The organism is Alcaligenes sp. YSL9 (assembly GCF_030515105.1).
Classification (GTDB): Bacteria; Pseudomonadota; Gammaproteobacteria; order Burkholderiales; family Burkholderiaceae_B; genus Alcaligenes; species Alcaligenes phenolicus.
The window spans coordinates 395,912-417,678 of the sequence record NZ_JALXJU010000003.1; the positions used below are offsets into that span (position 1 = coordinate 395,912).

The window sequence follows — 21,767 nt, forward strand, 5'->3', positions numbered from 1 at the left end:
CAGGGGAGGTGGCCACACAGGGCCTGTTCATTGGGTTTTGGTTGGAGGAGTGGCCAGTAGGTATTGGGCATAACGGCCAGCCCCATCTAAGGTCCTGGACAGGGAGTGGCCATAGCACATACCTATGCAGAATGGATACGTCTTGTCGTCGGTAGTCGCAGGGCGGGCATATTAAGCGTGTAAAGTGGTGTCAGCAAGGACGCTGCAACTAACGAGCGCTTTCTTATTTTGAGGTTCAAGGGAGTTTCATGAAGGTTCTGACAGTTTTTGGGACACGGCCAGAAGCAATTAAAATGGCGCCATTAGTTCAAGAGTTGGCTGCGAGGGAAGGGGTTGAGGCCAAGGTGTGTGTTACTGCACAACACAGGCAGATGCTGGACCAGGTTCTGGAGCTATTTGATTTAAAACCGGATTTTGATCTTGACATCATGAGGCAGGGCCAGGATCTTACTGACGTTACTGGGGCCATTTTAGTGGGGCTTAAAGGCGTGTTCGCACAGTTCAAGCCTGATGTACTGTTAGTGCACGGTGATACAGCCACGACCTTTGCTGCTGCCCTGGCAGCTTATTACCATCAAATACCTGTTGGTCATGTGGAGGCAGGGCTGCGGACGGGTGATGTTTATTCGCCTTGGCCAGAAGAGGGCAATCGTCGTTTGACTGGCGTGTTGACCTGTATGCATTTTGCTCCTACAGAGCAGTCGCAGCAGAATTTGTTACGAGAGGGAGTGTCTCCGGACAGCATCGTTGTTACGGGGAACACAGTAATTGACGCTCTGTTGTCTGTTGTCGAAAAAATTCGCTCCGATGACACTTTAGTGCAGGAGATGTCTCTACGTTTTTCCTTCCTGAGTGATGCCCGTCGTATGGTGCTGATTACTGGGCATCGACGAGAAAGTTTTGGTGGAGGCTTTGAACGGATTTGCCAAAGTATACGAGCCAGTGCAGAGGCATTTCCAGACGTGGATTTTGTTTATCCCGTGCATTTGAATCCCAATGTGCAAGAACCAGTTTCTCGCTTATTAAGTAACATTTCCAATATTTATCTATTAAGTCCTCAGGATTACTTGCCATTTGTTTATTTGATGAGTCGCTCTCATATCATCCTGACGGATTCTGGTGGTATTCAAGAGGAGGCTCCATCTTTAGGTAAGCCGGTGCTTGTGATGCGTGAGACGACCGAAAGACCCGAGGCGGTCAAGGCGGGTACGGTAAAGCTCGTAGGTACTTCTCCCGAGCTGATTTGCAGTGAGCTGGCGAGATTGCTCAATGATTCAGAGGCCTATAAAGCCATGAGTTATGCACATAATCCTTATGGCGATGGGGCTGCCTGTAGGCGAATTGTCGATTATTTGTGTAAGCGTCTTTAGTGGTCGTGTAACGCTTTAATAGGCAATGAGTTAGAGAATATGCTTAATAAAATCAAGCCATTTTTGGGCGCAATTTATAGAAAACTACCTTGGAAGTTGCAGCAGAGATTACTTCCATTAAAGCGATTGATACTTAAGCAGGGGCCGCGTCGAGTTAACGAAAGTTTCATTACTAAATCCAGCGATATAACTTGGTCGCAGTTTGAGGAAAGTGTTCTCGCCTTTCGTCATGAGTATCAAGGGGTATTTATTCAGTCAATCGTGATCGACTGGAATGTGCCTTTATATCAGCGTCCACAGCATATGGCCAAGGCATTAGGGCGCCTGGGCTATTTAGTGATTTATGAGACCAATTGTTGGACCTGTGATGATGTGGCTGGCGCCCGATACCTTGGTGACAATGTATGGCTGGTGAATGCTGTCGAGTCTCATAGTCTGAAGGGGGTATTGCGGTCGTTTTACAGCACAGCGCATAACGAGTATGGCCCTCATATGCTGGAGGGCAACGCCATGGTGTATGAGTACATCGATCATATTGATCCGGCAATTTCAGGGGACAATGTCCAGGCGCTAAGCCGCTTCAAGGATATGGCCTTTGGGGGTGACGCCGACTATATCGTTGCGTCTTCCAAGGCCTTGCGCGAAGAGGCCATTGAGGAGGTGGGTGCTGAGAAGGTGGTCTTCATTCCTAATGGCGTTGACTGTGCGCATTATCGGCGGGACTGGAGCCATGTCACCTTGCCTGAGCAATACGAGCAGTTTCTGGGTAAGTATCAGCGTATCGTCGGTTACTTTGGGGCCTTGGCGCCTTGGTTGTGGTACGACGTGCTCAATGAGCTGGCAGAGCGATTGCCGGATCATGGTTTTGTGTATTTGGGGCCGGATTATTACGGTGGCATTGAGAAGTTGTCCAAGCGAGATAATGTGTTGTGGTTGGGGGCGATTGATTATGCGGTGCTGCCAGCCTATGCCCAACGTTTTGATATTGCCATTATTCCGTTCGAGCCCGGTGAGATAGCTCGTACGACGTCGCCGTTGAAGTTGTTCGAGTATTTTGCGTTGGAAGTGCCGGTGGTCGTGACTTCGGCGATGGACGAATGTACTTGTTACCCCGAGGTGTTTTCTGCGGCTTCTTCAGAGGAGTATCTGGAGCAGATCGAGCGAGCTTTTGCGGTCAAGGACGACGTTCAGTATCGTGCGCGTATGCGTCAGTTGGCGGACGAGAATGACTGGTCGGCCAGAGCCGAGAAAATGGCACCTTTGTTTCCTACCAAGTAGAGTGGGTAGCGCCGATGACAACTGTTGTCGCACTTGGGCAGATTGAGACGGCGTGTGAGTCGTGAAACGGTACGCAGCACAGACGGTTTCAGAATTTACTGATGAGCTACTTGTTTTGTTCTCTCTTTGTGTGATCATCGTCTTACATAGCGTTGTCAAACGTCCGCGGACTCTTTTATCGCCTTGTTTTCATAGTGTTGATTTATGATATTTTCTGATTTAATAAAAAATCGGTATCTTATAAAGGTATTAATTTACAGGGATATTCAAACAAAATATAAAGGTTCTGTCCTTGGTTTGTTGTGGTCTTTATTGATTCCTCTGGTTCTGTTGCTGGTTTACACTTTTGTTTTTAGTGTCATTTTTCAGGCCCGCTGGGGTAAATCAGAAGGAAGCAGAGTTGAGTTTGCGTTGATTCTTTTTGCTGGGCTGATTGTATTCAATTTTTTTTCAGAATGTTTGAACAGGGCTCCGGGTATCGTTCTTGGAAATGTCAACTATGTGAAAAAAGTTGTTTTCCCAATTGAAATATTGGGTGTTGTTACTGTTGGCTCTGCTTTATTTAATTTTTTTGTTAGTTTTTTAGTCTGGCTGCTGGTCTATTTTGTTTTTTTTGGGGTGCCACATCCGACTGTTTTTCTGATTCCTATTTATATCATTCCCCTGTTTCTTTTCGTATTAGGGTGTGTTTGGGTTTTTTCTGCGGTTGGGGTTTATCTTAGAGATATTAGCCAGTTTGTTGGTATTCTGACTACTATTTTTATGTTTCTTTCTCCGATTTTCTATCCTATTGAGGCTCTTCCCGCGCGGTTTCAGAAGGTTATTTATATAAATCCGCTTTCTTATTATATTGAAGCATTTCGTGATATCGTTTATTGGGGGAAAGTTCCTGGCTTAATGCTTAGCCTTTATGCTTTTGCTTTTTCCTTTGTTTTCTTCTTGTTGTCATTTGTTTTTTTCAAGAAAATGAAAAAGGGATTTGCAGATGTGCTCTGACATGGTTATTGTTCAGGATATATCGAAGGTATATAAAATCTACGAAAAGCCTTCTGATCGTCTTAAACAAATGTTTAAGCGAAATAAAAGTTATTATAGGGAATTTGCGGCGCTCCAGAAAGTCAGTTTCACCATTCGTAGTGGTGAAACATTCGGGATTGTAGGAAGAAACGGTAGCGGAAAATCTACTTTATTACAGATTATTTGTGGAACTGTTACGCCAACAACTGGCGAGGTTAAGGTGGGTGGGCGGATAGCAGCATTGCTGGAGTTAGGTGCAGGCTTTAATCCGGAATTTACGGGTAGAGATAACATTCTGCTAAATGCGGCGATTCTAGGCTATCCAAGAGAAAAGATTGAAAGCAAAATAGATAAAGTTATTGAATTTTCTGAGCTGGAAGAGTTTATAGATCAGCCAATTAAAACTTACTCTAGTGGAATGTATGCGCGACTGGCTTTTTCAGTCGCTATTCACGTTGAACCCGAGATTTTGATAGTCGATGAAGCACTGGCGGTGGGTGATGCGCGCTTTGTTGCTAAATGCATGCGACGAATCAATGAAATCCGAGACTCTGGTGCTACCATTATTTTTGTAAGCCATGATATCTCCAGTATCCGTACGTTATGCGATAGGGTGCTGTGGTTGGATAAAGGAAAAATGATTGATATAGGAGAGGTCTTTCCTATTACCAGCAGATATATGGAGTATATGTTCAAGGAAGATGAGGATATAGAAACAGTATCGAATCCGAATCCTCTTCAAGATGTTAAGGAAGATGTTGAAGAAGGCCTCGATGATCGTCCTTCATCTCATTGGGGATCCAATATTGGTATTATAAAATACGCTGCTATCCAGGACAGTACAGGAAAGAAAACTGACCTGGTATCTTGGGGGCAAGATATCAGGGTTAAAGTTAAGTATCAGCTGACAGAATCTATTTCTACTCAGGATCTCGTTATTGCATTTTCAATTAAAGATCTTAAGGGTAATGACATTTTAGTGGCAACCCACAGAAATGGTTTGAAAGATGATTCAAGGCTTCAGGAAAGAAGTATTGAATTTTCGTTTAAGAATTATCTCGCGCCTGGTCGTTACCTCTTGGTGGCTACGGTGGAGAAGCGTAACAATACAGATGTGCATTATTATGAATATTACGAGGGGGCACATTATTTTGTAGGCCTCAGTGAAGAGAAAATGTTTGGTATTTTTTGTCCCGATGTTGTTGTTCAGGAAATGGTCTCTTAATGAAAAATAATATTAATTCGAAAGATTATTGGGAAACTAGATTTCTGGAAAACTGGGACGAGAACTCAGGGCCGGAACAGTCCCGTTTTTTTGCTAGAACAGCCATGACGAATCTGCCTTCATGGTTTCTCAAGGCAGTCAATGCTGAGGGGTTAAGCATTGCTGATTGGGGCTGCGCTCAGGGTGATGGGACAAATGTCCTTGTTGACTATTTTCCTCCGTCTAATCTACATGGAATTGATTTTTCGGAAGAGTCGATACGTGTTGCTAACGAACGCTATCCGGCAATTAATTTCTTGGCTCAAGATTGGCTTCAAGATGATGTGGATGGAAGTAAGTATGATTTTATATTTTCATCCAATACCTTGGAGCATTTTCATGACCCATTTTCGGTCATCCGAAAAATATCCCTTAAGGCAAGATTGGGTTTGATTTTTGCGCTTCCGTATAGGGAGTATCAGCGCATTGATGAGCATTTTTTTACATTTACAGAAAATAATATCCCGATTTATTTGAATGGTTTCAAGCTGGCTTGGTCTAAGGTAGTCGACTGCAGTATCGTTCCTAATAATATGTGGCCAGGCGATCAGGTTATTCTTTTATATGTGAAAGAAAGTTGGGTTGAAAACAGAGGGTTGAGTTTAGGAGATGTACACATTGATGCGGATTCCTTTAATTCTCCTTTGCTAGGGTATGACTCATCAAGCTGGAAGCGAGAGTATGAATTTTCCAGGATTCTTAGAGAATCTATGGAGGAGTTGTCGAGCTTGATTGTGGACTCTAATGTTTACAAGGAAGAGTTACGCATAAAGGAAGAAGCCAATAAGGACTTGCTAGATAGGGTTAAAAACCTAAGTGCTTCTTTAGCCATGAAAGAGAATGATTTAGCTGTAAAAGATGGTTTTTTGGCAGCTAAAGAGGTAGAGGTTAATTTACTTCGTTCCTCCTCTTCGTGGCGTTTAACCCGTCCATTACGCGCATTGAGCCGTTTTGTTAAAGACCCGGTCCATTTTTGGCAGGACGCAAAAAATTATTTTGCATGGAAGCGTGCGGGTGCTTCGCGTGCTGTTGCGGCTTTTGCAGGCACTGCCGGCGAAGGGCAAGGGGATTGGAGTTGGGCCCAGTTTGAGGCTAATGTCCTCGCTTTCCGGCATGAGTACAGAGGGGTGTTCGTTCAATCGGTTGTTATCGATTGGGATGTGCCTTTATACCAACGTCCACAGCATATGGCTAAGGCGTTGGGACGCCTGGGCTTTCTGGTGATTTATGAAACGGTGTGCTGGACAGCCGACAAGGTGAAAGGCGCCCGATACCTTGGCGACAATGTATGGCTGGTGAATGCTGTCGAGTCTCATAGTCTGAAGGGGGTATTGCGGTCGTTTTACAGCACAGCGCATAACGAGTATGGCCCTCATATGCTGGAGGGCAACGCCATGGTGTATGAGTACATCGACCATATTGATCCGGCAATTTCAGGGGACAATGTCCAGTCGCTAAGCCGCTTCAAGGATATGGCCTTTGGGGGTGACGCTGACTATATCGTTGCGTCTTCCAAGGCCTTGCGCGAAGAGGCCATTGAGGGGGTGGGTGCTGAGAAGGTGGTCTTCATTCCTAATGGCGTTGACTGTGCGCATTATCGGCGGGACTGGAGCCATGTCACCTTGCCTGAGCAATACGAGCAGTTTCTGGGTAAGTATCAGCGTATCGTCGGTTACTTTGGGGCCTTGGCGCCTTGGCTGTGGTACGACGTGCTCAATGAGCTGGCAGAGCGATTGCCGGATCATGGTTTTGTGTATTTGGGGCCGGATTATTACGGTGGCATTGAGAAGTTGTCCAAGCGAGATAACGTGTTGTGGTTGGGGGCGATTGATTATGCGGTGCTGCCAGCCTATGCCCAGCGTTTTGATATTGCCATTATTCCGTTCGAGCCCGGTGAGATAGCTCGTACGACGTCGCCGTTGAAGTTGTTCGAGTATTTTGCGTTGGAAGTGCCGGTGGTCGTGACTTCGGCGATGGACGAATGTACTTGTTACCCCGAGGTGTTTTCTGCGGCTTCTTCAGAGGAGTATCTGGAGCAGATCGAGCGAGCTTTTGCGGTCAAGGACGACGTTCAGTATCGTGCGCGTATGCGTCAGTTGGCGGACGAGAATGACTGGTCGGCCAGAGCCGAGAAAATGGCGCCTTTGTTTCCGAGTTTTGATAAACAGTAAGTCACTGTTTTATTAGTATTTTGAGTTGGCTGTCATGCCGGGCTAAGTCGCGGTTACGTAAAGAATCTGATTTTTATAATAAATGGTTATAAACAAATAAAGATGCGTCTCCCCAACAGGTTTAAGCTTCAGTTTTCGCCTGTTTCACGAGATCTTTATGTTTTCCCGTTATTTAGCCCCTGGCCTTCTTGCTCTATCCGTCTCCTTCTCCGCACAGGCTGCCGAGCAAGCGCTGGAGATTGGCTATTTACCCATCATGCCTGCCGCTCAATTGTTCGTGGGCTTAGGATCTGGCGACTTATTGCCAGAGGGACAACCGGACCCCAAGCTGGTTCAGTTCCAAAGCGGTCCAGCGCTGACCCAGGCCTTGATCGCTGGTCAACTGGACGTTGCGTATGTCGGTATTGGGCCCGCCTTGGTGGCCAAGGCTAAAGAGGCCGACGTCAAAGTTGTTGCCTCCAACATCGTGGAACAGGTCAGCGTGGTCGCTATTGGCGATCTGGCCGCTTATCTGGATGCCGATAAGCCTGATTTTGCAGCGGCTGTAGCCAAGTTCACCCAAGAGAAGGGTCACAAGCCCAAGGTTGCCAGCTACCCCAAAGGTGCTGTGCCTGAGGCTGCCTTGCAGTACTGGCTGCGCAATATGCTGAAAGTAGACCCGAATGTGGTCGAGGTTATTTACCAGGGCGAGGCTCAGATTCAGCAGGCCTTGAGCAATCATGCGGTTGATGCCGCCGCCATTCTGGAACCTACTGTTAGCCAGATTCTGCAACGCCAGCCTGATGCCAAGATCGTGGCTCATGGTGGTGAGCTGTTCCCCAATGAGCCCGGTTCGGTGTTGCTGGTACGTGAAGGTCTGATCAACTCTCATCCTGATCTGGTTCAGCATTTGGTGAATGCTCATTTGCGTGCCACTGCCTTGCTGCGCGATGAACCTTCCAAGGCAACACCTTATGTGCAGAAATATGTAGGCGGTGGTCGCTTGCCTAAAGACATTGTGCAGGCCGCTATCGAACGTTCGCGCGATCAGTTCCAGCCTGACCCTCGCAAGATTATTGATGGCACGGTTCAGCTGCAGGATTTCCAGGTGTCTTTAGGCACGCTGGCGACCAAGCTGGACGATGTTCAAAGCCTGTTTGACGTTCGCTTTTATGAGAAGGCGGCACCGTAATGAGCGTTGCGAAACAAGCAAGTTTGCCCGCCGCGGCACCTGCACCGGCGGGTGCCTTGGTTGATGCCTTGTGGCGTCGTGGTCTTGAGCGGATTGTTTACGGTGTAGCCGGCCTGGCTTTGTTTATCCTGGTGTGGCGACTGGCTTATGTCTATGGCTGGGCTCCACGCGGTACCTTGCCTGATCCCTTGAGCTTGCCTTCGGCCTTGTTCCAGGAGATTGAGGCTGGTCGTCTCTGGCCTGCTGCTCAGTCCAGTCTGGTGCATTATTTCTGGGGCTTGGGCATCGGCACTTTCCTGGGTATTGCTTTTGGTCTGGCGGCGGCAACTATCCATCGCTTTGATTTGCTGCAAGCTTATTTGGTTCGTTTGTTGCGTCCTATCCCTCCCTTGGCGTGGGTGGTGTTTGCAATTGCCTGGTTCAAGGTTAGCCATACTGGCGCAGCCTTTGTGATTGCAATCGGTGTGTTCTGGCTGAATTACTTTGCCACTTACAGTGCGGTGCGCTCAGTTGATCCCCGCTATTACGAGCTGGCTGCCGCATTCGGGCATAACTCCTATTTCGCTCGCGCCTGGACGGTGGTTCTGCCAGCGATCAGCCCCGGTTTGTTGAGCGGTGTGCGTGCCGGTATCGGCCAGGCCTGGATGACGCTGATTGCGGCTGAATTGCTGGGTGTGCCTGGCATGGGTCAGGAAATGAATGCCGCTGCGGGTGTGGGTGCTTACGATGCGGTTGTGGTCTATATGTTGATCATCTCGGTGGTCTATACCTTGTGCGACATGCTTTTTCTGACTTTCAACAAATGGGTACTTCAGTGGCAGCCTTGATTCAGTTTCAGGGGTTTGGTTTTCAGTACCCCGGTGCGCCTGCACCTGTGATCCGTGATGTGAATCTGGAAGTTCAGGCAGGGCATTTTGTGGCGATTGTGGGTGGTTCGGGCGTAGGCAAGAGCACCTTGCTGCGTGCTGCGGCCGGTTTGAGCCAGCCCAGTTTCGGGCATCTGCGATCCAATCTGCAAGACAGCCCAGGCCGTCGGGCCAATGCCTTCGTGTTTCAGGACAGCCGCCTCTTGCCTTGGCGACGTATTGCTTCCAACGTGGCTTATGGCCTGGAAGGTCTGGGGCTGTCGCGTGAAGAGCGCGATCAGCGTGTGGATGCTGCCTTGAATCAGGTGGGCTTGGCGCATCTGAAAGACCGTTGGCCTCATCAGTTATCGGGTGGCCAAGTACAGCGTGTTGGTATTGCCCGTGCCTTGGCCGTGCAGCCCGATTTGCTGTTGATGGACGAGCCTTTTTCTGCCGTGGATGCCTTGACCCGTCAGGCTTTACAGGACGAGTTGGTTCAGGTGTGGCAGCGCAGTTCGGCAGCGGTTTTGTTCGTGACGCACGACATTGACGAGGCGGTCTTTTTAGCCGATACCATTATCGTTCTGGGTGGCAGCCCGGCCGGTGTCAGCGCCCGGATAGAGGTAGACCTGCCGCGCCCGCGAGATCGGACTACGCCCCGCTTTGGAGAGTTGGTGAAAGAGGTCGGTCAGGCCCTGTAATGACGCTAGTCATTGCATCAAGAAAAACGGCCCATTGAATGGGCCGTTTCTGTTGCTGACTCTTGTCTGCTGGTTATGCGTGACGATGCTCAGAGACAAAACAATCAGGCCTTGTGCTCACTTCCGCCTTGTGCGCTTTACACTGCTTGTTTGACGCCTAAGCATGTGACAAGGAGAGGACATGAAGCACCCGGTAAATGCATTCAAGCAGGCTTTGCGGCAAGGCAAGTCCCAGATTGGTTTGTGGCATGGCCTGGCCAGCCCGTATGTGGCGGACCTCTGTGCTGGCCTGGGCTATGACTGGATCTTGCTGGATGGCGAGCATGTCCCTAATACGGTACAGACCCTGTTGGCCCAGTTGCAGGCCGTCTCGGCTCATCCCATCACGCCGATTGTGCGTCCCAGCTGGAACGACCCCGTGCAGATCAAGTTGCTGCTGGATATGGGGGCTCAGAATCTTTTAATTCCCATGGTGCAAAACGCTGCACAGGCCAAAGCGGCTGTTGCCGCGACACGTTATCCTCCGCAGGGTATTCGCGGGGTGGGTGCAGCTCTGGCTCGTGCTGCTCGTTGGGGGGCGACCACGGACTATGTGGCGCGAGCCAATCAGGAAATGTGCGTGATTTGCCAGGTGGAAACTCGCGAGGCACTGGATAAGCTGGACGAGATTCTGGCGGTGGAGGGCGTGGACGGTATTTTCATCGGCCCGGCGGATTTGGCGGCCAGTATGGGGTATTTGACCGAACCAGGGCATCCAGACGTCTTGTCAGCAATTGAGGACGCGATTGTGCGTATCAGCAAGGCGGGTAAGGCCCCCGGAATCCTGCAGGCGAATGTTGAGGCAGCGCATCGCTATCTGTCTTTGGGGGCCCTGTTTGTGGCCGTAGGCGTGGACGCGGTGTTGTTGCGACAGGCGGCAACGGCCTTGCTCGCGCAGTTCAAGGACGAGGTGGTAGAGCCTGTGGCTCAGCCGGGTGCGGCGTATTGAGGAGAAGCTGGCATGCCAAGAGCCAAATGCCAACCGTTTTTGGCTTGGCATGCTTGCCTCGTATTTGACGGTGGCCGTAGTGGCGACGCTTGTCGTTAAGCAGCGCTTTCCAGCAGAAAGCTCAGCAAGCTCTCTGCGCTCGGTTGCAGGTCACTGCGGCGGCGCACACCGATCAGAATTTCGCGCTGACTCCACTCTTCGTTCAGCTCAATGACGCGCGTATTCGGGATCTGATAGATGCTGGCGCTTTTGCGCGGCAAGATGCCAATACCCATGCCCGCATTAATCAATAAACACATGGCGTCGTAGCCCGACACTTCGGTCCGGATGCGCACCGAGCGGTTGGCTTCCATGGCGATTTTGGTGATCTGGTAATGCAATTGCGTGCCGGTCAGTAGCGTGATCTGTTCATGCTCCAACGTTTGCTCGAAACGGACTTTGTCATGCTGGGCCAAGGGGTGTTTGATAGGCACCAGCACCACCAGTTTGTCACTGCGAAATGGGTAGGCCTCGATGTCGGCCGCGTAAGGCAAGCGGGTAAAGACACCGAGGTCGGCTTTGCCTTCAGAAAGGGCTCGGATAATGTCCAGGCTGGTTTGTTCCTCCAGTTGCAGGGGGATAGCCGGGTGCAGGCGTCCGAACTGTCCCAGGGGCTCTGCCAGAAACTGAGAGATGGCGGACGTGTTGGCCAGAATATGTACCAGCCCTTGTTGTCCTTGTGAATAGGCCTGCAGGCGCGTCTCGATTTCCTGGGCGCTATTAAGTAAGGCGCGAGAACGATACAGCAGTTCCAGCCCGGCGGCTGTTGGGCTGACACCCTTGTTCGTACGCAGCAGCAAGGTGGTGTTCAGAGACTGTTCCAGATCCGCAATCCGACGGCTGACTGCGGCGGCAGCAATATGCTCACGCTCCGCCGCTTGGCTGATCGTGCCTTCTTCCAGTATGCGGACAAACAGTTTGAGGGTCAGAAGGTCCAGTTTCATGCAGGCATCATATCGTTTTTTTTAGTTTGTACTGCATTCAGACATGAAAAAGCCCTGCCAACGCAAGGTTGGCAGGGCGATGTACTGCAAGCCGAATTGCTTAGGCTTGTTGTGGCTTGGCGCCCGACAGGATGTGGCCAGCGTTAGGAACGCGGGTTTCCAGACCCAGGGTCTTGAGCATTTGGTACACGGTGCAAACAGCGGCGGACAGAACGGGCTTGCCGATCTGGTCTTGAGCGCGCTGGATGGCGGGCAGGGAAGGCATCTGCACGCAAGCGGACAGAATAACTGCGTCCACGCCGTCGTGGTTCAGGCGCTTGACGTGCTCCAGCAGGTTCTCTGGATTCAACAGGCCCACTTCCAGGTTGTCCGACACTTCCAGGCTGATGGAGTCTTGAACTTCGATGCCTTCAGCTTCGATGTAGTCAGCCACGCGCTTGGTCAGCGGTTTCATGTAAGGGGTGATGATGGAGACTTTCTTGTAGCCGAATTCTTTCAGCGTATCGACCAGGGCACCGGCCGAGCTCAGCACAGGAATTTCCACGCCGTTGTCTTTTACGGTGTTTTGCAGACGCTCTTGCGAGACGCGGTGGTAGCCGTCGCCTTGGGCCATGATGGCGACCAGGCAAGCGTAGGCCATCACGCTCATGCGGGCGTCGCTCAGCTCAACAGCGCAGCGATCGCTGGCGATGTCCATGGCTTTCAGCTCTTCGGGATTCACGTGCATCATGCGCATGCGCGAGGAGTGGAAGGTGAAGCGCTCTTCAGGAAACTCGGCGTAACGAGCCTGCAACATGGCAGGAATCTCGGTTTCCATGGTGGTGTTGGAGCTGGGGACGATCTGACCGATGCGGTAGGTTTTCATAGGGATCTGTCTCTGAAGGTGGTTTTTAGATTGACGCCTTCATTCTAGGACCCGTTTTCTTCCTTGCAAATCAATCATCTGTCAACGTGCCATCGCCAACGGCGATGGCAGGAGGGGTAGGGACCAGGGCAGTCCGGATTGCCAGCGTTGAGTGGCCTCGCATATTTTCCGGAGGCTTTTTAAGCGACAGCTGACTGCATGGTGTGTGACAAAGAGGAACCCGGTGTACGCCTGTTTTTCTTAGCCTATGCGTTTCAAGGCCGTTTTGTAGTGGCCACCGCGTTGGGCGTAAACACTGGCGTTTTGACGTAGCTTGGCAATGTCCTCATCGCTCAGGGTACGTACGGCTTTGGCGGGCGATCCGATGATCAGGCTGCGCTCCGGGAACACTTTGCCTTCAGTGACCAATGCGCCAGCACCAACTAGGCTATCGCGGCCGATGACAGCACCGTTCAGCACCACAGCCTGAATGCCGATCAATGAGCCTTCACCGATGGTACAGCCGTGCAGCATGGCCTGGTGGCCGATGGTGACGTGGTCGCCAATATTCAGGGGATAGCCGGGGTCGGTGTGCAGTACGGCACCTTCTTGTACGTTCGAGCCTACGCCTACGGTAATGGTTTCGTTGTCACCACGGATAACGGCACCGGGCCAGACACTGCTGTGCTCTTTCAATACGACCTTGCCAATCAGGGTGGCCTCTGCGGCAACAAAGCTGCTGTCATGGATTTGTGGGCTGTGTTCGTCTAGTTGATAGATAGGCATAACAATGTACAAAAATCAGAAGTCGAAGAGGGAGGCGGAATATAGCCAGCCTGGATAGGATTCACTGCGCTGGGTATAGGTGAGCTTTGGGGTGGAAGAGCAAAGATCATAATGCCTGGCGTATTGGAACGCTGGCAAGACAGCACCTGCGGAGGCGTCATTAATGATCTGGCCAAGGCAGAAAAAGGGCTGATGGTTCAAATGGGCTGTCAGATCCTGACCACGATAGTAAATATAGCCCGGTACGTCACCCAGTATTTCTTTTGGGGCGGAGGGAGCGAACATATAGTCGTCGTTCATTTCCCCCGTTCGTATGAAGAAATCATCTGGAAAGACATTTTCTTGGTGGAAAAAACGGGTCAAGGCTGGCTTGTGGTCTCCAACAAGCATAATAAGGGAGTCCGGATGGTCGGCAAGAAGTCGCTCGGCAAAATCAGCCGCATCACGCAGGCTTTGAGTCAGTTTCTCTTGATAGTGCTGCTCGCCATGGTCGCCATCACGTGGGTAATAGGCCCCATGTGTATAAACGGTTGTGATGAACTGAAAGTTTGGCCGGTCACTGTTTTGCTGCTCTTGGCTGGCGGCCTTGAAAAGAATTCCATCATTGGCCCAGATCGGGCCGTTGTAATCCATGTCTTCCAGGGCGACAAACCGTCGGAACCCAAGTTTGGGATTAACAATGTGCCGGTTCCAGAAGGCCGCATTGTGATTGTGCAGTGAAACGCTGGCGTAACCTGCTTGCTCAAGGCTACGGGGCCAGCTCCAGGCCTGCGAAGAGAGCAGCTCTGTATATTCCTGGTAAATGATGCCATTTAAAGCACCATTGGCGGGCAGTCCGGTAAGGAGTTCAAATGCTGAGTTGACAGTCCCGCCTCCATACACGGGGGCAATGGCGCGAAAGGCTTGAAAGCCTATTGTTTCCAAGGGGGTGAAGGCCTCTTTGAAGTGCTGCTCATCATGCCAGCATGCCTCACAGAGAATCACAATGATGTTTGAGGGGGGAGCTGATGTGCCAGCACTGGATTCTTTCAAAATATCAAATTGCGCCCGTTCTTCGGTCGAGGGCTTCGGGGGCATGCGGCGTTGGCTTGTTTGAACTAAATGGGTAAGCAGGCCATTTTTTCTAATATTCCTGGGCCAGTCCCACACGACATAGTTGATGTCTTGGCGTGTTAATTCAAACTGCGCTAGGTGGCTTAACGGTGTATCTATGCGATTCAAGTAGGGGTGCAGGGACAGCACAGAGAAAAGGGTGGCCAGCACAATCCCTGTCTTTTTTAAGCGTGCTGTTCGATCAAGCCGCAGCAGTAGCACAAGCCCGGCAATGATTAGTAATGCATAGATTATGTGGGACTGGCTTATGTAGTGCGGCACAACTGACAGATTGTCAGTGCGAGTGATATCTGTCCAACTAAGCGGTTCGGTCGTCAGCGCCTGCTTGGTGTTACTGACTTCTGTCAGCAATAAGGAGACCCCTGCCGTCAGGGCCCCTGCGACCGTACAGGGTAGAACTACCCGCAGCAGAAAGTAGAGCGCAAATAGTGGGGCCATGGAGAGGGCCAGCGCAAGCCATCGATATTGGCCTGCCTCATCCAGAAAGAGAAAATCCAGATGGTCCTGCAAAAGATAGTGCTGGAAGTACCCCAGCGCGATAACAACAACCAGATCAATGAGTCGTGTTCTTATCATGTCGTAAGCGAATAGCCCGGCTCGAGGGCCGGGCTATTGTCAAATGAACGTAGGGACGTTCGAGCTTAGCTTGTTTCTCCAAACAAGTCATATTCACTGGAATCCGTAATGCGCACACGCACCATCTGGCCGGGTTCCAGTTTTTGTTCGCTGGTGATGAAGACGTTGCCGTCAATTTCGGGGGCGTCGGCGCTGGAGCGGCCAACGGCATCACCGTCTTCGTCGATCTCATCAATCAGCACGTCCATTTCGCGGCCCACTTTGGCAGCCAGGCGAGCGGTGGAGATGGCTTGTTGATGCTCCATGAAACGTTCCCAACGCTCTTGTTTGACTTCGTCGGGGACGATGCCGTCGAGCTTGTTGGCGGGGGCGCCTTCCACGGGGGAGTATTGGAAACAGCCGACGCGATCCAGTTGGGCTTCGGTCATCCAGTCCAGCAGGTATTGGAAGTCTTCCTCGGTCTCGCCGGGGAAGCCCACGATGAAGGTGGAGCGGATGGTCAGATCCGGGCAGTCCTGACGCCATTGCTTGATGCGAGACAGGGTGCGGTCTTCAAACGCAGGGCGCTTCATGGCGCGCAGCACGGAAGGGCTGGCGTGCTGGAAGGGGATATCCAGGTACGGCAGCACTTTGCCCTCGGCCATCAGGGGAATGATATTGTCCACATGCGGGTAGGGGTAGACGTAGTGCAGACGCACCCACGCACCCAGCTCGGACAGGGCGGCGCTCAGATCCAGCATGCTGCTCTTGACGGGGCGACCATTCCAGAAGCCCGTACGCTGGCGGATGTCCACGCCGTAGGCGCTGGTGTCCTGCGAGATCACCAGCAGCTCTTTGACACCTGCCTTGACCAGACGCTCGGCTTCGCCCAGCACCTCGCCGACAGGACGGCTGACGAGCTTGCCGCGCATGGACGGGATAATACAGAAGCTGCAGCTGTGGTTACAGCCTTCGGAAATCTTCAGGTAGGCGTAGTGACGCGGGGTCAGCTTGATGCCTTGTGGCGGTACCAGATCAATATAGGGATTGTGGTCCAGCGAGGGTGGGGCGGCTTCACGCACGGCGCGCAGTACCTGCTCGTATTGCTGGGGGCCGCTGACGGACAGCACCGAGGGGTGTACGTCGCGAATCAATCCTTCGTCCACACCCATACAACCGGTGACAATGACACGGCCGTTCTCAGCCAGTGCCTCGCCGATCGCTTCCAGCGATTCAGCCTTGGCGCTGTCGATAAAGCCACAGGTATTGACCACCACCACATCCGCATTGTCGTAGCTGGGGGTGATCTGATAGCCGTCGGTACGCAGCTGGGTAAGAATTCGTTCGGAATCGACCAGGGCCTTGGGACAACCCAGGCTCACGAATCCGACTTTGGGGGCGCTCATAGAGGGTCCTTCTGGAGCTTGAGGGCTCGAAATTGGGAAATAGGCTTGATTTTACCGTCCCATGCCCGGATGCGTGCGTATCTTGTGCGTTTGAGCCCGGTTTATGCGGCAAATAGTGCTACAGTCGCAGTCATATTTTTCTTTTCTAGCGGTTGTTCTGTGTCCGACGCCCATCTTTCTCCCTCTTTGCCCCTGTCTGAAGTCATGTTGCTGAGTGCGCGCAATATTGAAGGCGTACTGGCAGGCAAGTCCCTGACTGAAAGCCTGGCTGCAACGCCAGCGCCAGCCCGTGCGGCGGTGCAGTCTGTCAGCTTCCATGTTTTGCGCCGTCTGGGCCATGCCCGTCAGATCCGTATCACGCTGGTGCCACGCCAGCCCAGCAATACCTGGCTGGATGCCTTGCTGATGGTGTCGCTGGCCTTGCTGGATACAGCCATGCGTGTGAAAGAGGATGCCAAGGCTTTTGAGGATCGCCCGGATGTGCCGGTCTATGCCGTGCATACGGTGGTGGATCAGGCTGTGCGTGCGGCTGATAGCCAGGCTGCGCTGCGTCTGTCCAAGGGCTTGGTGAACGGGGTGCTGCGTCGCTTTACACGCGAGCGCAAGATGATCCTGTCTCAGGTGGAGAGCCGCCCCGAAGCACGCTGGAATCATCCTGGCTGGTGGGTCAAGGAATTGCGTCGTGCTTACCCTCGTGATTGGGAAGCGTTGTTGCAAGCGGCCAATCGCCCTGGTCCTTTGACCTTGCGCGTGAATCAGCGTCGTTGCTCGGTGGAGCGCTTGCAGGCGGTGCTGACGGAAGCCGGTATTGCGTCCAGCAGCCCCGGCACGGGTGCCGTTACCTTGGACAAGGCCATGCCGGTTCAGGCGATTCCTGGGTTTGATCTGGGCTGGTGGTCGGTGCAGGACTGGTCGGCTCAGCAAGCCGGTCTGCTTTTGCCGGTCAAGGATGGCATGCGCGTGCTGGATGCGTGCGCGGCCCCGGGTGGCAAGACCGCTCATTTGCTGGAGCAGGCGGATGTTTCCTTGTTGGCCCTGGATTCGGACGGCGAGCGTCTGGAGCGCGTAGGTCATAACCTGCGTCGTCTGGGCCTGGCCAGCGACAAAGTTCAATTGAAACGGGGCGATGCGGCTCGTCCTGCTCAGTGGTGGGATGGGCAGCCCTTTGATGCCATCCTGGCTGATGTGCCTTGTACCGCTTCGGGTATTGTGCGTCGTCACCCCGATATTCGCTGGTTGCGCCGCGAGTCGGACATTGCCGATACCGCGCGTTTGCAAAGCTCTATACTGGATGCCTTGTGGTCCACATTGCGGCCCGGCGGGCATTTCCTGTATTCGACCTGCTCGATTTTCCCGGCTGAAGGGGAGCAACAGGTCGAGGCATTTTTGGCCCGTCACCCCGAGGCGCAGCTTTTGGACTCTCCTGGCCAGATTTTGCCCGGCGTTGCGGGACGATCGCTGGCAGATGGCGACGGTTTTTTCTACGCCTTATTTACGCGCCCGGTTTGACTTGTCACAATTAGGGCTCTGACTTTGTCCTTTTTGCGGTTAATCACGATGTGGCGCGTTTTTCTGTCTTTTCTGCTGATTTTCAACTGCGCGCTAAGCTCGGCCAATACCATTGTGCCGGTCGCTACGTCGGGAGAGCGGGTCGTCAAGGTCGAGCCCCATATTCGGGATGAAAAACTGTATATCGACGCGGATGTCGAATTCGAGTTAAGCCCGGAATTGCGCACCGCTGCCGAGAAAGGGGTGCCGCTGTATTTCACGGTTGAAGTGGAATTGGCCAAACCCCGCTGGTACTGGTTTGACAAAAACGTTGTCAAAGAACAACAAACTTGGCGGGTCGTGTATAACGCCCTGACCCGTCAGTGGCGCGTGGGCACCGGGGACCTTTCTCTGCCCGAATCCTCCATGAACGACGCATTGGCCATGCTGCGGCATATTCGCGGCTGGGCCGTGGCCTATGTGGCTGATCTGGACCGCGACCAGGAATACCAGGGTCGTGTGCGTTTGCGCCTGGATACCTCTTTGCTGGCCCGTCCGTTTCAAGTGGACGCCATCAATAGTTCTGCCTGGACATTGGCTACTCCATGGAAAACCTTTTCCTTTTCCGTCTCCGTCGACGAGCCCCAACCTTGATACGTTGGATCTTGCGCACCGCTCTGTTCGGAGCGGGTGTCAGCGCGTTGGCGCTGTTTTCTCTTCTTGTCTGGTCTACGGGTAACGCTTCGCGCTATGCGCAGCAGTATGACTTGCTGCTGGTGCTCAACGGTGTACTGGCCGCCACGCTGATTTCCTGGGTGCTGTTGCTCACGATTCGTCTGTTCAGACAAATACGCCGGCGTCAGTTTGGTGCCCGCATGACGGCGCGCTTTGCCTTTTACTTCACCTTGATCGGCATTATTCCGGGGGCGCTCATCTACCTGCTCTCGGTGCAGTTCATGTCGCGCTCGATCGAGTCCTGGTTCAACGTGCGGGTGGATACGGCCCTGGAGTCGGGCTTGAGCCTGGGCCGTGCCGCCCTGGATTCGCAGCTCAATGAGCTGGAAGGTCGTGCCAATGAAATGGTGTCGGCACTGAACAAGGCGGATAGCGCGCAGTACAGCAGCTTGCTGATCTCCTTGCGTGAGAACAGCGGGGTGACGGAGGCAATGGTGTTTTCGGGCAATGGTCGTCTGATTGCCTTTTCCTCGGGCCGTTACGACACGCTGCTGCCTGATATGCCGCCCTCCAGCGTGATGAATCAGCTGCGTATTGCAGGCCGCTATTCGGCTGCCGAGGTGGATGACGATGCGCCTGTTCACGACAACGGCCTGGACGAAGGCGGGGTTCCCGCAGAGTCCACAGGTTTGCGTCTGCGCACGGTTCTACCATTGGCCGATCCCAATCGCTTTGCGGCAACCTTGAGTGGCACGGCAGACTCGCGCTGGCTGCAGGTCATTCAGCCTGTGCCGGACAAGATTGCACGCAATGCCAACCAGGTGCAGCAAGGTTTCCGGGATTATCAGGAGCTGGCCTTATCTCGTCAGGGCTTGCGCAAGCTCTACGGCATAACGCTGACGCTGGCCTTGATTCTGGCGGTGTTTACGGCTGTGGCGGCTGCCTTGGCCTTGTCGCGCCGCCTGACGCGTCCTTTGCTGACATTGGCTGCCGGTACGCAGGCGGTAGGGGTAGGGGATTACCGGGCTTTGCCTGAGCCACCTGCCAAAGATGAAGTAGGCCAGTTGACTCGCTCTTTCAATGCCATGACTCGGCAACTGGATGAAGCGCGCCGCATGGTCGAGAAAAATCGTCTGCAGCTGGAACGCTCCAATATGTACCTGGAGTCCGTGCTCAGTAATCTGTCCAGTGGTGTACTGGCTTTTGACGAGATGTTCCGTGTCACCATGTTCAACCAGGGAGCGCAGCGTATCTTGCAGGTGGATTTGCGCTCCATCAAGGGGCGTCCTCTGGAAACGCTGGAAGGGGCCATGACCTTTGCCTCGGTGATACGTGAAGCCTTTTCCACGCATCAGGCCATGGGCTCGGATCATCCTTACTGGCAGCAGCAGTTTGAATTGGAAATGCAAGAAGGTAATGAAGCGCGTGATACTATCGTCACCGTTTTGGCCCGTGGTACCTTGCTGCGTGTAGATGGTCAGCCAACCGGGTATCTGGTGGTGTTTGACGATATTACCGACGTGATTTCCGCCAGCCGTCTGGTGGCCTGGAGCGAGGTGGCTCGACGCCTGGCACACGAGATCAAGAACCCGTTAACGCCTATTCAGTTGTCGGCCGAACGACTGGCCATGAAACTGGAGTCGCAGCTGGATGAAGTCCATGCTGCCATGTTGCTGCGCTATACCAATACCATCGTCAATCAGGTCAGTTCGCTCAAGAAGATGGTGGAAGATTTCCGAGAGTATGCTCGTAAACCGGCGACTCAGATGCAAGCTCTGAATCTGAACGAGCTGATTACCGAAGTGCTGACTTTATATGGTTGGGACCCGGAAGAAGGCATGGTCCGGGACGATGGTTATAGTGTGGCAATTGATGTGGAGCTGGACCCTGATTTGCCCATGGTTCAAGGCGACCCCACGCAACTGCGGCAGGTTATCCATAATCTGCTGGCCAATGCTCGTGAAGCGGCTGCCCAGGATCAATCACTTGACCAGGCGCATGTATTTGTTAAAACCATGATTGCGGGCGTAGAAGGTTCCGACTCTTCTGATGCGGTCAGTTTTGTGGTGTCAGATAACGGGCCAGGTTTTGATCCCCAGATGCTGGTGCGCGTTTTTGAACCTTACGTAACCACCAAGCCCACCGGCACGGGTCTGGGACTTGCTATAGTTAAGAAAATCATCGAGGAGCACGGCGGCAGAATCGATGTTTCCAATCGTCGTGAGGGGGGGGCTCGCATTTCCATCCTCTTTACCCGGCTTGCTGGCCAGCATATTCGTCTGGACTCTGGGCGGCGAGCAAACGATAATGCGTAAAAATCACGTAGGTGACGTTTTATGGCCAGAATTCTGGTAGTTGATGACGAAATCGGCATTCGGGAACTTTTGTCGGAAATTCTTTACGACGAAGGGCACACCGTGCAATTGGCAGAGAATGCCGCCCAGGCTCGCGAGGCACGCTTGCGGGGCCGCCCCGATCTGGTCTTGCTGGATATCTGGATGCCAGACACTGACGGTGTCAGCCTGCTCAAGGAGTGGGCTTCTCAAGGCTTGCTGGATATGCCAGTGGTCATGATGAGTGGCCACGCCACGGTGGATACCGCGGTGGAAGCAACCCGTATTGGTGCGGTGGACTTCCTGGAAAAACCCATCACCATGCAGCGCCTGCTCAAGACCGTCGCCTCGGGTCTGGAGCGTACCGTTGCACCCAAGGCGCTGGCAGCCGCTGCCCGCCCGGTGGTTCAAGGTGGTGATCGCCGCCCTGAAACCGCCACAATGGCTCCCGGTATGGCACCTGCCATGGCCGTCCCTGAAGTCGAGCAGGATGAGTCTCAGCTGGGTAGCATTTCTTTGGATCTGCCTTTGCGCGAAGCGCGTGACGAGTTCGAGCGCATTTATTTTGAATATCATCTGCGCCGCGAAAATCACAGCATGACGCGTGTGTCGGAGCGTACTGGTCTGGAACGCACTCACTTGTACCGCAAGCTTAAACAGTTGGGTATAGACTCGTCGCGCAAGCGTAACCAGTCTTGATACAGTAGTTACCAAATGCATGGCCAGTAAGCTTTTGGCCAGCTCTGGCGCTGCGGGTAAAAGCAGCCTGGGGGGTTTGG

18 protein-coding genes are annotated in these 21,767 nt (G+C 52.8%); 13 read left to right on the forward strand and 5 right to left on the reverse strand.

Annotation, left to right across the window (positions count from 1 at the left end):
• The first annotated feature begins 248 nt into the window (after positions 1-248).
• The 9 genes from wecB to hpaI all read left to right on the forward strand — a co-directional run bounded on the left by wecB (position 249) and on the right by hpaI (position 10,805).
• A complete protein-coding gene (gene wecB / locus M2Q46_RS14440; protein WP_302357533.1) occupies positions 249-1,370 on the forward strand; it encodes a non-hydrolyzing UDP-N-acetylglucosamine 2-epimerase in 1,122 nt (373 codons plus the stop codon).
• 261 nt (positions 1,371-1,631) lie between these two features.
• Positions 1,632-2,648, forward strand: coding sequence for a glycosyltransferase (locus tag M2Q46_RS14445; RefSeq protein ID WP_302357534.1), 1,017 nt, complete (start codon positions 1,632-1,634; stop codon positions 2,646-2,648).
• Between the two features lie 204 nt (positions 2,649-2,852).
• On the forward strand, positions 2,853-3,644 hold the full coding sequence (locus M2Q46_RS14450) for an ABC transporter permease (RefSeq protein ID WP_302357535.1): 792 nt from the start codon (positions 2,853-2,855) through the stop codon (positions 3,642-3,644).
• Between the two features lies 1 nt (position 3,645).
• Entirely contained in the window at positions 3,646-4,890 is a 1,245-nt protein-coding gene (locus M2Q46_RS14455; protein ID WP_302357536.1) for an ABC transporter ATP-binding protein, read from the forward strand.
• Positions 4,890-7,100: a methyltransferase domain-containing protein gene (locus M2Q46_RS14460; RefSeq protein WP_302357537.1), complete on the forward strand. Its 2,211-nt coding sequence runs from the start codon at positions 4,890-4,892 to the stop codon at positions 7,098-7,100. Before M2Q46_RS14455 ends, M2Q46_RS14460 begins: the two co-directional genes overlap by 1 nt.
• Positions 7,101-7,257: 157 nt before the next feature.
• Entirely contained in the window at positions 7,258-8,271 is a 1,014-nt protein-coding gene (locus tag M2Q46_RS14465) for an ABC transporter substrate-binding protein (RefSeq protein WP_302357538.1), read from the forward strand.
• Positions 8,271-9,098, forward strand: coding sequence for an ABC transporter permease (locus M2Q46_RS14470; RefSeq protein ID WP_259672633.1), 828 nt, complete (start codon positions 8,271-8,273; stop codon positions 9,096-9,098). The genes M2Q46_RS14465 and M2Q46_RS14470 overlap by 1 nt, the downstream gene beginning before the upstream one ends.
• Entirely contained in the window at positions 9,074-9,817 is a 744-nt protein-coding gene (locus tag M2Q46_RS14475; protein WP_226791389.1) for an ABC transporter ATP-binding protein, read from the forward strand. Before M2Q46_RS14470 ends, M2Q46_RS14475 begins: the two co-directional genes overlap by 25 nt.
• Positions 9,818-9,998: 181 nt before the next feature.
• Positions 9,999-10,805 carry a 4-hydroxy-2-oxoheptanedioate aldolase gene (hpaI, locus tag M2Q46_RS14480; RefSeq protein ID WP_302357541.1) on the forward strand — a complete coding sequence of 269 codons (807 nt, stop codon included), beginning with the start codon at positions 9,999-10,001 and terminating at the stop codon, positions 10,803-10,805.
• Positions 10,806-10,900: 95 nt separating this feature from the next.
• Here the strand turns inward: hpaI and M2Q46_RS14485 are convergent, their stop codons facing one another.
• From M2Q46_RS14485 to rimO, 5 genes are all read right to left on the reverse strand, one after another.
• Positions 10,901-11,788, reverse strand: a complete 888-nt coding sequence (locus M2Q46_RS14485) for a LysR substrate-binding domain-containing protein (protein WP_302357542.1) — start codon at positions 11,786-11,788, stop codon at positions 10,901-10,903.
• Positions 11,789-11,888: 100 nt separating this feature from the next.
• Entirely contained in the window at positions 11,889-12,653 is a 765-nt protein-coding gene (locus tag M2Q46_RS14490) for an aspartate/glutamate racemase family protein (RefSeq protein WP_302357543.1), read from the reverse strand.
• 240 nt (positions 12,654-12,893) lie between these two features.
• Positions 12,894-13,418: a gamma carbonic anhydrase family protein gene (locus M2Q46_RS14495; RefSeq protein ID WP_115634458.1), complete on the reverse strand. Its 525-nt coding sequence runs from the start codon at positions 13,416-13,418 to the stop codon at positions 12,894-12,896.
• Positions 13,419-13,433: 15 nt separating this feature from the next.
• Complete coding sequence (locus M2Q46_RS14500) at positions 13,434-15,107, reverse strand: sulfatase-like hydrolase/transferase (protein ID WP_302357544.1); 1,674 nt, start codon at positions 15,105-15,107, stop codon at positions 13,434-13,436.
• 65 nt (positions 15,108-15,172) lie between these two features.
• Complete coding sequence (rimO, locus tag M2Q46_RS14505; RefSeq protein ID WP_250756182.1) at positions 15,173-16,492, reverse strand: 30S ribosomal protein S12 methylthiotransferase RimO; 1,320 nt, start codon at positions 16,490-16,492, stop codon at positions 15,173-15,175.
• Positions 16,493-16,696: 204 nt separating this feature from the next.
• Here rimO and rsmB point away from each other — a divergent pair, with 204 nt between their 5' ends.
• Genes rsmB through M2Q46_RS14525 form a run of 4 tightly spaced genes read left to right on the forward strand, consistent with a single transcriptional unit; the run spans position 16,697 to position 21,687 of the window.
• Positions 16,697-18,001, forward strand: coding sequence for a 16S rRNA (cytosine(967)-C(5))-methyltransferase RsmB (gene rsmB / locus M2Q46_RS14510; protein WP_302357649.1), 1,305 nt, complete (start codon positions 16,697-16,699; stop codon positions 17,999-18,001).
• Positions 18,002-18,049: 48 nt separating this feature from the next.
• Positions 18,050-18,634, forward strand: a complete 585-nt coding sequence (locus M2Q46_RS14515) for a DUF4390 domain-containing protein (RefSeq protein WP_026483737.1) — start codon at positions 18,050-18,052, stop codon at positions 18,632-18,634.
• Positions 18,634-20,970 carry an ATP-binding protein gene (locus tag M2Q46_RS14520; RefSeq protein WP_035270606.1) on the forward strand — a complete coding sequence of 779 codons (2,337 nt, stop codon included), beginning with the start codon at positions 18,634-18,636 and terminating at the stop codon, positions 20,968-20,970. Before M2Q46_RS14515 ends, M2Q46_RS14520 begins: the two co-directional genes overlap by 1 nt.
• A gap of 21 nt (positions 20,971-20,991) precedes the next feature.
• Entirely contained in the window at positions 20,992-21,687 is a 696-nt protein-coding gene (locus M2Q46_RS14525) for a response regulator (RefSeq protein WP_060185356.1), read from the forward strand.
• The last annotated feature ends 80 nt before the right edge of the window (positions 21,688-21,767 follow it).